11 protein-coding genes and 1 tRNA gene are annotated in these 11,927 nt (G+C 35.1%); 9 read left to right on the top strand and 3 right to left on the bottom strand.

Annotated features, from left to right (window positions below):
- Positions 1-159: 159 nt before the first annotated feature.
- The 5 genes from ACFIQE_RS01755 (at position 160) to ACFIQE_RS01735 (ending at position 3,616) form a co-directional block, all read left to right on the top strand.
- The gene (locus tag ACFIQE_RS01755; protein ID WP_375706755.1) at positions 160-1,296 is read left to right on the top strand and encodes an MFS transporter; all 1,137 of its coding nucleotides are present in this window, start codon (positions 160-162) and stop codon (positions 1,294-1,296) included.
- Between the two features lie 102 nt (positions 1,297-1,398).
- Positions 1,399-1,566 carry a 50S ribosomal protein L33 gene (gene rpmG, locus ACFIQE_RS01750; protein ID WP_004864083.1) on the top strand — a complete coding sequence of 56 codons (168 nt, stop codon included), beginning with the start codon at positions 1,399-1,401 and terminating at the stop codon, positions 1,564-1,566.
- 315 nt (positions 1,567-1,881) lie between these two features.
- Positions 1,882-2,445 (top strand): thermonuclease family protein, encoded by a 564-nt coding sequence (locus ACFIQE_RS01745; RefSeq protein ID WP_375707215.1) that lies wholly within the window; start codon positions 1,882-1,884, stop codon positions 2,443-2,445.
- Between the two features lie 28 nt (positions 2,446-2,473).
- Positions 2,474-3,103, top strand: coding sequence for a uracil-DNA glycosylase family protein (locus ACFIQE_RS01740; RefSeq protein WP_375640809.1), 630 nt, complete (start codon positions 2,474-2,476; stop codon positions 3,101-3,103).
- A gap of 21 nt (positions 3,104-3,124) precedes the next feature.
- Complete coding sequence (locus tag ACFIQE_RS01735) at positions 3,125-3,616, top strand: Lrp/AsnC family transcriptional regulator (RefSeq protein ID WP_375608344.1); 492 nt, start codon at positions 3,125-3,127, stop codon at positions 3,614-3,616.
- A gap of 27 nt (positions 3,617-3,643) precedes the next feature.
- Here ACFIQE_RS01735 and cobT read toward each other — a convergent pair whose 3' ends face one another.
- From cobT to glpD, 3 genes are all read right to left on the bottom strand, one after another.
- Entirely contained in the window at positions 3,644-4,651 is a 1,008-nt protein-coding gene (cobT, locus tag ACFIQE_RS01730) for a nicotinate-nucleotide--dimethylbenzimidazole phosphoribosyltransferase (RefSeq protein ID WP_375621284.1), read from the bottom strand.
- 392 nt (positions 4,652-5,043) lie between these two features.
- A complete protein-coding gene (gene dusA, locus ACFIQE_RS01725) occupies positions 5,044-6,024 on the bottom strand; it encodes a tRNA dihydrouridine(20/20a) synthase DusA (RefSeq protein WP_375629884.1) in 981 nt (326 codons plus the stop codon).
- 702 nt (positions 6,025-6,726) lie between these two features.
- Positions 6,727-8,256, bottom strand: coding sequence for a glycerol-3-phosphate dehydrogenase (glpD, locus tag ACFIQE_RS01720; protein WP_375707214.1), 1,530 nt, complete (start codon positions 8,254-8,256; stop codon positions 6,727-6,729).
- 345 nt (positions 8,257-8,601) lie between these two features.
- Between glpD and ACFIQE_RS01715 the strand changes: the two genes are divergently transcribed.
- From ACFIQE_RS01715 to ACFIQE_RS01700, 4 genes are all read left to right on the top strand, one after another.
- A complete protein-coding gene (locus tag ACFIQE_RS01715; protein ID WP_375621287.1) occupies positions 8,602-9,474 on the top strand; it encodes a DsbA family protein in 873 nt (290 codons plus the stop codon).
- Positions 9,475-9,715: 241 nt separating this feature from the next.
- Positions 9,716-10,213, top strand: coding sequence for an acetyl-CoA carboxylase biotin carboxyl carrier protein (gene accB, locus ACFIQE_RS01710; protein ID WP_273787930.1), 498 nt, complete (start codon positions 9,716-9,718; stop codon positions 10,211-10,213).
- 14 nt (positions 10,214-10,227) lie between these two features.
- A complete protein-coding gene (gene accC, locus ACFIQE_RS01705) occupies positions 10,228-11,586 on the top strand; it encodes an acetyl-CoA carboxylase biotin carboxylase subunit (protein WP_375613402.1) in 1,359 nt (452 codons plus the stop codon).
- A 195-nt stretch (positions 11,587-11,781) separates the two neighbouring features.
- Positions 11,782-11,857, top strand: a tRNA-Thr gene (locus ACFIQE_RS01700).
- The last annotated feature ends 70 nt before the right edge of the window (positions 11,858-11,927 follow it).

The raw sequence follows: 11,927 nt of genomic DNA, 5'->3' as shown, positions 1-11,927 counted from the left end.
AAAAATCTTGCAGTTTTTTATACTTAGGAAATGAGAGAAACTGCAAAGGATAGTTTTGGCTCCCTTTCATTTCAGCTCATCTTTTCATTGTTTAAATAAACAAGAGTACCCTTAAGCCATTCTCATGAAAAAAAAACTTTTGACTCTCAAAATAATTCTTTGCGTGCAATTATTGCCGCTATTGCAACCATTGGCACTGTTGGAACAGCATTGGCAATGGGAACACAACTTGTCTCTCTTCTTATGGCAGAGAAAGGACTTTCCAACAGTACAATCGGCTATAGTGGAACAGTTGGTGGAATCGCCACAATTATTGCAGCTATTTTTACGTCTCGAATTGCCTTATGCTTAGGAATCGCTCAAACAATATTGCTTATGATGGCGATAGGATCTTTAAGTTTTTTAGGATTCTATTTTTTTGATCCCATATGGGTTTGGTTTATTTTAAAGTTTATATTACATTTCAGCATGACAGTTATGTTTATCCTGTCAGAGTTTTGGATCAACAGTTATGCTCCCCCCAAAAAACGCGGTTTTATCCTTTCTATTTATGCTATTGTCTTAGGATTAGGGTTTATAATAGGTCTAACGCTGCTAGCAAAAGTGGGAACACAAGGATTTATTCCTTTTGCTGTTGGATATAGCCTTATTATACTTGCTACTATACCAATTCTTACCGCTTGGAAATTAAGTCCAGAATTTCAAAAAAATCAATATATGCCATTTTTTCGTTATCTTTTTCACGTTCCAAGTGCAATGATGGCGGTCCTTGTTTACGGGGCCATTCAAATGGGCGTATTAACTCTTATAATACCCTTTAGTTTATCCATTGGTTATAATGAGAATGAAGCAGCACATTTTATGGCAACCCTTGCACTTGGGAATATTTTCCTCTTAATTCCTATCAGCATTATAAGCGACTACGCCAAAGATCGACGCTACCCGCTGATGAGTTGCGCTATTTTAGGTTTTATAGGAACTTTTATAGTACCATGGATTCTTCAATATCCATGGATTCTGATGCTTGATTTGTTTTTTCTGGGTGGTGTATCAGCGAGCCTTTATACAATTAGTCTTGCACATTTAGGAGCCCGTCTCAAGGGGCAAGAGCTTGCTGCTGCTAATTCTGCTTTTATTTTTTGTTATGGAATTGGTATGCTCATCGGACCGACCTTTATCGGAAAATCCATGGATATCTTTAAACCCTTTGGTTTTTCAATAGCCATGGCTGTTTTTTTCGGTTTATATGTCATTTTCGTGTTTGTCCAACTTATGAGAAAATTAATCAGCTCTTGACTTTTTTGAGAACATCCGTAGTGTTGCCGGAAAATCTGATGATGTCGGAAATAAGTTTTGACAGCAATAATATTTTTTCAGTATAAATAGGGTACTTACATTATGGCTAAAGCAGCAACCATTAAGATCAAGCTTTTATCAACTGCGGATACTGGTTTTTTCTATGTAACAAAGAAAAACAGCCGTACAATGACAGATAAAATGAGCAAGCGTAAATATGATCCAGTTGTAAAAAAACACGTTGAATTTAAAGAAACAAAAATTAAATAAATAAAATTATCATTGAATTGATAGATTTTATATTCCAAAAGAAATGTGGGAGTATTGCTCTTCAAATTTATTTTTTGAGGGGTGTTTTTTATTTCCTTAAGTTTAAAAAGTTTACTTTAAACTTTGTATGTTTTGTACGGATTTGGATAAGTTGATTTATTATTTAAGTTGCTTACATATATTCTGTATGAGTATTTGATTATTGTGATATCTAATGAAAATTTTGTCATTAAAACGAAACATTGTTTCGTCATATGAATAAAGTTTCTCGATACTAAAATAGAGTTATAATAATGTTAGCAGTTTCTTTATTTCATGAAAAAATCTTTTTCTCATTTTAATCTAAGAAGCTTTAATCTAAAAGTTATCGGTTTCAGTATTTTTGTCGCTGCTAGCATTCTTATCATTATGTCAACTTATTTTAAGAAAACTCAGCGGTTGCCTCAAAAAGAAAAATTTTCTTCTCAAAACACTGTTGAAGGAAATGCATTAATCATTGATGGCGATACCATTATGATTTCTTCAATTAAGATTCGGCTAGCTGGAATTGATGCTCCTGAACTCCACCAATTTTGTGGAAAAAAAGAAGCTCGCTACCCTTGTGGGCTTGAGGCAAAGAAATATTTAGAACAATTATTAAAAAATCAAACTGTTACATGTCACTGGCAAAAAACAGATAAATATCGCCGTATTCTTGCAACATGTAAAACAAAACAAGTTAGCAATATCAACGCAACACTTGTACATAATGGTTGGGCTGTAAATTATTATGAATACCCCAAAGAAGAGCAAGAAGCTAGAAAGAAAAAGAAAGGAATATGGGCATCAAGTTTTCAACGACCAAAAGAATGGCGCAAAGCAAATCCTCGCACAGAATAAAAAAAATATTTTTTAATTTTATTTACTAATGAAACAATGTAGCCCAATTATCAAACTTGAAAAAGAGATCTATTCCTGTCGTGTTTGCGTCCAACAACCCCATTATTTTCCTCCTCTTCCTCATGAACCAAACCCTGTCGTTTATTTATCCGATACTGCTTCGATTGCAATTGCAGGCCAAGCACCAGGGTTGCGTGTCCATGAAACGTCTATCCCTTTTAATGATCGCTCTGGTGAAAAATTGCGTAATTGGCTGGGTGTCACGAAAGAAGAATTTTATAATAAATCTCTCTTTGCTATTGTTCCTATGGGATTTTGTTTTCCAGGTTATGACAAAAATAAAGCTGATTTACCACCAAGACGTGAATGTCGAGAAATATGGCATGAAAAGATATTTCAGGCAATGCCTCAAATAAAGCTTGTTCTTGCTATTGGCAGTTATGCGCAAAAGTGGCACATTACAGAATTAAAACATAAAACCGTTTCTGCAACTGTTGGTGATTGGAGAAATATTCTTTCCATTCCTCAACCTCGAGGCTATAATGTTATGCCTTTGCCTCATCCGTCATGGCGAAATACTTTTTGGTTACAGAAAAACCCATGGTTTAACGATGAGCTTATTGTATATCTGCGTCGTTTAGTGCGTAAATTTTTATAAATTAAAATATTGAGAAAAAATATGGATCGTCTTGACCGAAAAATTTTACATCTTTTGCAAGAAAATGCGACACTTTCTGTTGCTGATATTGCTAAAAAAGTGGGACTTTCGACCACTCCTTGCTGGCGTAGAATTCAAAAACTTGAAGAAGATGGCGTCATTCAGCGTCGTGTTGCTGTTCTTTCTCCAGAAAAAGTAAACGCACACGTCACTGTTTTTGTGTCTATTCGCACAAATACACATAGTCATGAATGGTTTAAGCGTTTTTCAAAAATTGTGCAAGAATTCCGTGAAGTCATTGAATTTTATCGAATGAGTGGAGATATTGACTATTTATTGCGTGTTGTTGTGCCCAACATTGAAGCTTATGATCTTTTTTATAAAAAATTAATTTCTAAAATTGATATCCGTGATGTCTCATCTTCTTTCGCAATGGAACAGATTAAATATACAACGGAACTTCCGCTGAATTATATTAAATTACACGACAAGACGCATGAACAAAGCTCTTAAGATTTTTTATATCCGTCTTATGATCTTTTAGGCATTCAAACTTTCTTGTTCCAAAACTGCCATTTGTGCATGTGTTAAAACAGCGGCTTTGACGATACCAGCTGCCATAGCTGCTCCTGTCCCTTCACCAAGACGCATCCCCAAATCTAGAAGTGGTTCTTTGCCAATTTTTTTTAAAAGTTTACGATGAGCTGTCTCAGAAGAAACATGTCCAACAAGGGTATGATCAAGAGCTTTTGGATGCATTTTATAAAGAACCGCTGCAGCTACTGTTGCCACAAAACCATCTAAAATAACGGGTATTTTTTCTATTCTTGCTGCTAAAATAGCACCAACCATAGCAGCAATCTCACGTCCTCCTAAGCGACGCATTATCTCAAAAGGATCATTAAAATAATCCTTATGCAAAGAAATGGCTGTCTTAACCGCTGCAATTTTACGCTGATAAAAATCACCTTCTGATTCCATACCATTTCCTGTCCATTCTTCCACTTCCCCTCCAAACAATGCTAAGCATAAAGCTGAAGCTATTGTTGTGTTTCCAATTCCCATTTCTCCAATACATAAAAGATCTGTTCCACCCGCAATGGATTCCATTCCAAATGCCATTGTAGCAGCCGCACTCCGCTCATCCATTGCGGCATCCTTCGTAATATTCATTGTTGGATATTCCAATGCTAAATCAAAAATTTTTAATCCAAGATCATAAGCAATACAAATTTGATTGATAGCAGCTCCACCAGATGCAAAATTTTCTACCATTTTTTGTGTCATAGATTGTGGAAATGGTGTAATATTCTCCTCTACAATACCATGGTTTCCAGAAAAAATAGCAACCAAAGGTCGCGTTACGATAGGTTTTTCTGTACCCCTCCACCCCGCATACCAAACAGCAATATCTCCTAGTTTTCCCAATGTTCCTTGCTCTTTTGTTAAGTTTTTTTGCCGTTTTTTTGCCAAAATTATAGAAAACTCATCAGCAACAGGTAAATTTGTAAGCAAAGCACGAAAATCATCAAATGGACTAGCGATCATAAGGATACCTTTTAAAATCTACAATGTTTATGAAAATCACGTCATATATACAGGATATAAATAATTTATTGTTTTTTTAACAGTGCTTTAAAAAAGTTAAATACTATGAAGGCAATAATTTCTATATTCTATTTTCTACCCCAATAACAAATGTGCAAGATTCAAAATGTTATTAATATCTTATGACTACCTTTACAGTGATACCCTTAAGTTATTTTTTATTTAATAGGTATAATCAGCATGCCGTTTAATATATAAATTCTAACATTCTTATTCATAATAAAAGTTATAAACTTTCAAAAACTTATAAAATTAAAAGGATCAAAATTATCGCAAAGAAATCAAAACGCAAAGGATCTCAACTTTAATATATGTTAATTGTCTGACTGTTATTAAATGAGAGCATAAAAAGCTTCTTTTAAAGTACATATATCTGCGTTTGGTTTTGTCGCATCATTTGATAGTATTTGCCGCCATCGACGTGCCCCACCCCGCCCATGAAATAAACCAATCATGTGACGCGTCACATGAGAAAGCCGCCCCCCCGATGCAATATGTCGAGCCGCATAATCACACATAACCTCAATAAGATCACTCTCACTTAGACTATTCTGCGACTCACCATAGAGTTCAAAATCAATATGTTTTAACAAAGTTGGATCATGATAAACTTGGCGACCAACCATGACAGCATCACAGAAAGTTAAGTGTTCTTTGATCTCATCAATCGATTTAATTCCACCATTTATCCCAATGAATTTATGAGGATATTGACGTTTTAATTTGTAAACCCTTTCATAATTAAGGGGCGGAATATTGCGATTTTCTTTCGGACTCAATCCTTGTAGCCATGCCTTGCGTGCATGTATCCAAAGCGCATCACATCCAGCATTCCAAACCTGATTAGCCAAAAGATCTAACGCTAACTCTTCATCTTGTTCGTCCACTCCAATCCGACATTTGACAGTTACAGGTATAGTAACCTCTCGTTTCATTGCTTCTACGGCATTTGCCACAATGTCTGGATGTAGCATCAAACAAGCTCCAAAGACACCTGCTTGAACACGATTTGATGGGCAACCAACATTGAGATTTATTTCGTTGTAGCCAAAATCCTCAGCAATTCGTGCAGCTTCTGCTAACTTTTTCGGATCTGCGCCCCCTAATTGTAATGCAACTGGACATTCTTTGTCGCTAAAAGCCAACAATTGTTCGCGAACACCATGAATGACAGCATCTGCTACCATCATTTCCGTATAAAGGAGAGCTTTTTTCGTTAAAAGACGATAAAAAAATCTACAATGTCGGTCTGTCCAGTCCAACATTGGTGCTACTGCAAATTTTATAGGCGATGGAAGGTTGTAAAATATCATGAGGGTATTACTCTCATGTCCCTATAGCTCTCTCTTTATACATAAAAAAATACTTACTTTTAGTTTACGGAAAATTTTATTCTCTTATACTATCATGAGTATAATAACAGCTCATTATTTTCAATTGATATCAAGGTTTACTACAATCAATCATGCCACAACACAATATCGCATTTCTCATAGATTAGTGTTCAGGTATATAAACATGAAAAAAGAAGATTTTTACTATAATATAAAAAACTCATTTATAAGTTCTTCTTATTACGCTCTTCAAGCCTCTTCCCTTACATGATTTAGTACAGCGTTTAAGATAATAAATGCTAAACTAACACATTATAGAATTTTTCATGATTGATTTAATTTTCTTTAGATTTTTTTAACTCATTGTGCAAATAAACGATACAGAAAGTAGCTTTTATCTTCTCTTAAAGAAGAAAAAAACCTTATTTCACACGAATCTAATTATAAATTATTTTTTATCAATGAGTTCTTTTTGGTAATATTCTTAGATTTCACTTTATAAGATAGACAAATTTCATCTTAAATATTCTATCTAATTTTGCCATTTTGTGATTCTTGCAAAAAAAAACTAAAATCAGGGTATAGACAACCATTGCCTTTTTAATATCTATAACTAATATCAGTATCTCTCGAAGGAAAATATTTTACAATATTGCAGATACAATCTGTAAAATGAAATGATCATAAACGTTGTTCAATCTCTTGTTGGCTTTGCATATAGGAAGAAAGAGTATCAACCTCTTGTTCATTAAATAGGAGCCCCAGTTTTGAACGACGCCATAACACATCTTCACATACTTTAGCCCATTCTTTTTCCATCAACCATTTTACTTCTACTTCATAAAGCCCATGTCCAAAATTTTTTCCTTTATTTGCCTTACCATGTGCAAAGATCACCAATGCTTCCGTACCGTAGGAGCGTGCAAGCCTGCGATGTGTAAAAGCATCTAAATCTGGCATTAAAAGAGCAATCCTATTTTCGATTGTATCTAATTTGTTATAGGGAAAATCACCCCCTGGAAGTACTGCCTTAGCCGTCCATGATGCTCCCTTTTTACCAAGCTCTTTTTCAACAAATTTCATCGCATCTTCAGCCAACTTACGATAAGTTGTAATCTTTCCACCATAAAGATTAAGTATCTTTGGTGTCGTTCCTGTTCCCATTTCTTTTAAAACATAATCGCGCGTAATTTCTTGTGCTTTTGAAGCTCCATCATCATAGAGTGGACGAACTCCAGAGTAAGACCAGACAATCGTTTCAGGCAACACTGGTTGTATGAAATATTCACTGGCTGCTGCACAAATATAATCAATTTCTGTATCAGTAATATGAACGTCAGCCGGATCTCCTTGATAATTACAATCTGTTGTTCCAAGTAAGGTAAACTCTTCTTGATACGGAATAGCAAATATAATACGCCCATCACCATTTTGAAAAATATAAGCACGATCATGAGTATAAAGCTTGGGAACCAAAATATGAGAACCTCTAACAAGCCGTACTGGTGGATGTTCTTTACAATCTAATATGCTTGCTAAAACATGATCAATCCAAGGACCTGTCATATTCGCGACATAAGAAGCTGTGACACTATATTCTTTGCTACTTAACTTGTCTTGAAGAAAGATACGCCATTTATTGTCTTCTTTTTTTAAAGAGAGAACTTCTGTTCGTACTTTTATATCAGCTCCCCACTTTTCTGCATCACGAGCATTGCCAATAACTAAACGCGCATCATCTACTCTTGCATCAGAATATTCAAAACCTCTCTGATATTCTTTCTTCAGTGTAGAGCAAAATTTTTGTGAAAAATTAATCGTTTTACTGCGCCACAATTTCTGATTCCAATTCCCTAAATAATCATAAATAAAAAGTCCAAAACGCAACATCCAAGCAGAGCGCAATTCTTTATGATAAGGAAGGAGAAAACGCAAAGGACGCACAATATGTGGAGCCATACGTAAAATAATCTCGCGTTCTTTCAATGCTTCACGAACAAGTTTGAACTCATAGTGTTCAAGATAACGAAGCCCACCATGAATAAGCTTTGTTGACGCACTTGAGGTCCCAGATGCAAGATCGTTCATTTCAGCCAATCCCACTTTAAATCCGCGTCCTGCTGCATCTCTTGCCAATCCACAGCCGTTTATCCCTCCTCCAATGATAAACAGATCATAATGTGTTGTGGTTTTCATAATTTCACTTTTCATTATTTAATTTTGTTTCTCAGTACTCAATAAAGCAACAGGAAAAAATAATACAAATGTTCTTCATTATATTATCAACGTACTTTTTCCTAAAATAAACACGCACAAAAAGCTTTTGATACCCTTATACATCAAAACAACATTTGACAAATTAAAGAGAATTTTTTTATCTTTTACAAAACATAATCCTTACCAAGCCAAGGTTTATCATATGAAATCTTTTTAGAGAAAAATTGATGTTTTTTCTCATTCTTAAAGATACACTATAACTAAATGCTTCATTGCACATAGATAGCGCTTTTCATATAGTTCACTCAATGACACCCTAAAAAATGTGAAGGTATACAAATGAATTATCACTCTCAAAACTCGAAAATAACACTTTTTTCAAAAATTTTAGTCATAGTTATGTCGAGTATTTTAATCTTTTTACCTTCTTTATCAAACGCAACATCACACTCAAAAACAGCAAATGATTTAAGCTTAGAAAAGCTTAAATCACAACTTTTGGAAGATTCTAGCTTTTTATCTAAGCTTAAAGAAAAAATGATACCACATACTGATTCTCATCATATTCAACAAATCGTCAGAGAGTATCTTCTTACTCATCCAGAAATTATGATTGAAATGCAGCTTATTCTTCAAGATAAGCTGGAAAAACAGAATGAATACGAAAACCAAAAACAAACTTCTGTCATTCATTCATTAGAAAAAGAGATTTTTCATTCTCCTCATGACGCTGTTTTGGGAAACCCAAATGGTAAAAGAGTGCTTGTCAATTTTTTTGATTACAACTGTGGTTATTGTAAAATTTCCTATTCAAATATAGAAGACTTAATAAAAGAATATCCAGATTTAAAGGTTATTATCAAGGACTTACCAATTTTAAGCTCTGATTCTATGGCAGCCCATACTGTTGCCTACGCATTTCGAAAACAATTTCCAGAGAAATATCCTCAGTTTCACAAAACGCTTTTAATGTATCAGGGTCGTGCAAATGAAGCTAAAGCTATTAAAGTAGCTGTTTCATTAGGAGCAGATGAAAAAAAACTACATAATGCAATAAAAGATCCCACTCTGCAAAACGCTTTTAAAGAAAACATTCAAATTGCCTCTGCACTTCATATTACGGGAACACCTTCTTACATCATTGGTGATAAAATATTCATCGGCGCAGCCAGACAAGATATTCTAAAACAAGCGATAGATAATACACAGTGAATACCTGATCCGTTTTAGGAAGAATACTGTAAATGAGGTAATTTTATGCTTTCTCTTTTTTGATAACAGGCTTATAAGTGCAATTTTACGTAAAGCAGATACGAGTTTAAATTGCAAACTATAATGATTTAAAGGAAATAAAAATCTTTAAAGCCTCAAAAGATCTCATCCCTAATCTAGAGATATTCGGTCATAAAATGAGATAATGACGATCTTCATTGATCAAGGAGTTAGAAATAAAATGGCAACAAAAAAAATGGATTCGGCAAAAACCGCAATTGATACGAAAATTATTCGTGATCTTGCTGAAATTTTGAATGATACCAATTTAACGAACATTGAAGTTGAACAAGGGGAGCTTCGTATTTGTGTCTCACGCCAAAATACCTTAACTTCTTCTGAGCAAGCAATCTATGCTCCTGTTTCTACTCCTACTTTTTCTGTAACATCTTCTCCGGTCCCAACAACTGAATCTCCCATACAATCTATCCAAGAAGATAAATCCAAAAACACAATAACCTCTCCAATGGTTGGAACAGCTTATCTTGCACCTTCACCAGGTGCACAACCTTTTGTAGAAGTAGGACAAAATGTTTCTGAAGGAGAGACATTACTTATTATTGAAGCCATGAAAACAATGAATCAAATTTCATCACCACGCTCAGGCACGGTAACCACTGTTCTTGTCAAAGATGGCCAACCTGTTGAATTTGGTGAACCACTTATTATTGTTGAATAAAGCGAGGGGCAACCATGATTCGAAAAATCCTCATTGCTAATCGAGGAGAAATTGCTCTTCGCGTTTTACGTGCATGTAAAGAACTTGGCATAAAAACCGTGGCTGTTCACTCTACCGCTGATGCAGATGCAATGCATGTTCGTCTTGCTGACGAAAGTGTTTGTATTGGCCCTCCTCCCGCTCGTGATTCTTATTTGAGTATTCAGCAAATTATTGCTGCTTGTGAAATTACAGGAGCGGATGCTGTTCATCCAGGTTATGGCTTTCTTTCTGAAAATGCAAAATTTGCAGATGTTCTAGAAGCCCATGATATTACATTCATCGGTCCAACAGCTACTCATATCCGCATCATGGGCGATAAAATCGAAGCAAAGAAAACCGCCAAAAAACTTGGTATTCCTGTAGTTCCAGGTTCAGATGGAGCAGTCACTGAAGAATCAGATGCTTTACGCACTGCTCGTGAAATTGGTTATCCAGTTATTATAAAAGCTTCTGCCGGTGGTGGCGGACGTGGTATGAAAGTCGTTCATTCTGAACAAGAATTTTCTATAGCTCTCAAAACAACGCGTTCAGAAGCGAAAGCTGCTTTTGGTGATGACGCTGTTTACATAGAAAAATATTTAGAAAAACCTCGTCATATTGAAATTCAAGTCATAGGTGATGGTGCGGGAAATGCTATTCATTTAGGAGAACGCGATTGTTCACTTCAACGACGGCATCAAAAAGTATGGGAAGAAGCTACGTCACCTGCACTTAATGAAACTGAACGGAAAAAAATTGGAAATATTGTTGCAAATGCCTGTGCTCAACTTGGATATCGTGGAGCTGGTACTATTGAATTTCTTTATGAAAATGGCGAATTTTATTTTATTGAAATGAATACACGTTTACAAGTTGAGCATCCTGTAACTGAAGCAATTACAGGTATAGATTTAGTCCACGAACAAATCCATATTGCATCAGGCTGTAAACTTTCAGTAACACAAGATGAAGTCTGTTTTTCTGGTCATGCCATTGAATGCCGTATTAATGCAGAAGATCCCATTAACTTTACGCCATCACCTGGAACCATTACACATTTTCATACACCTGGAGGTTTAGGGATTCGTGTTGATTCAGGCGCTTATTCAGGTTATCGTATCCCTCCTTACTATGATAGCATGATTGGAAAGCTAATTGTTCATGGACGTACCCGTTTAGAATGTATGATGCGTTTACGGCGTGCTTTAGATGAATTTGTCGTCGATGGGATAAAAACTACACTACCTCTTTTTCGCGATCTTATTAATAATCAAGATGTTGCTGATGGTAATTATAATATTCACTGGCTAGAAAATTACCTTGCTCATCAATCAAAGTCTTCAGATTCGTAATTCGATAGCAAAACGGTGCATTCTTATAAAAGACTCTATAAGATATCAATATAAGGATAGTTCCAACCTTGCTGTAAAAAGTGGAAAAAGGAAATAAATTGGTTATTTTTTATATAGTTTTCTTTTAATATGCATAAAATTTAATAATTTTCTGTTTTCCTTTTTGTTAGTTTGTGCTAACTCCTACATGGTTACGCCCTTATAGCTCAGTTGGTAGAGCACCTGATTTGTAATCAGGGGGTCGGGAGTTCGAGTCTCTCTGGGGGCACCATTTTATTTCTTAAACATATTGAAATATATAGATTTTTTCTTTAAATAGCCATTTTCAGACCACCTTTTAG

Source organism: Bartonella sp. AA1HLJMS (assembly GCF_042197445.1).
Classification (GTDB): Bacteria; Pseudomonadota; Alphaproteobacteria; order Rhizobiales; family Rhizobiaceae; genus Bartonella.
Note: the sequence above shows the minus strand (reverse complement) of the source record. Positions and strands in the feature narration are given on the sequence as shown.

What these genes read in the sequence shown, in the direction of transcription:
- rpmG (WP_004864083.1), top strand. Translation starts at nt 1,399, where the DNA reads ATGGCTAAAGCAGCAACCATTAAGATCAAGCTTTTATCAACTGCGGAT.
- ACFIQE_RS01745 (WP_375707215.1), top strand. Translation starts at nt 1,882, where the DNA reads ATGAAAAAATCTTTTTCTCATTTTAATCTAAGAAGCTTTAATCTAAAA.
- ACFIQE_RS01740 (WP_375640809.1), top strand. Translation starts at nt 2,474, where the DNA reads ATGAAACAATGTAGCCCAATTATCAAACTTGAAAAAGAGATCTATTCC.
- ACFIQE_RS01735 (WP_375608344.1), top strand. Translation starts at nt 3,125, where the DNA reads ATGGATCGTCTTGACCGAAAAATTTTACATCTTTTGCAAGAAAATGCG.
- cobT (WP_375621284.1), bottom strand. Translation starts at nt 4,651, where the DNA reads ATGATCGCTAGTCCATTTGATGATTTTCGTGCTTTGCTTACAAATTTA.
- dusA (WP_375629884.1), bottom strand. Translation starts at nt 6,024, where the DNA reads ATGATATTTTACAACCTTCCATCGCCTATAAAATTTGCAGTAGCACCA.
- glpD (WP_375707214.1), bottom strand. Translation starts at nt 8,256, where the DNA reads ATGAAAAGTGAAATTATGAAAACCACAACACATTATGATCTGTTTATC.
- ACFIQE_RS01715 (WP_375621287.1), top strand. Translation starts at nt 8,602, where the DNA reads ATGAATTATCACTCTCAAAACTCGAAAATAACACTTTTTTCAAAAATT.
- accB (WP_273787930.1), top strand. Translation starts at nt 9,716, where the DNA reads ATGGCAACAAAAAAAATGGATTCGGCAAAAACCGCAATTGATACGAAA.
- accC (WP_375613402.1), top strand. Translation starts at nt 10,228, where the DNA reads ATGATTCGAAAAATCCTCATTGCTAATCGAGGAGAAATTGCTCTTCGC.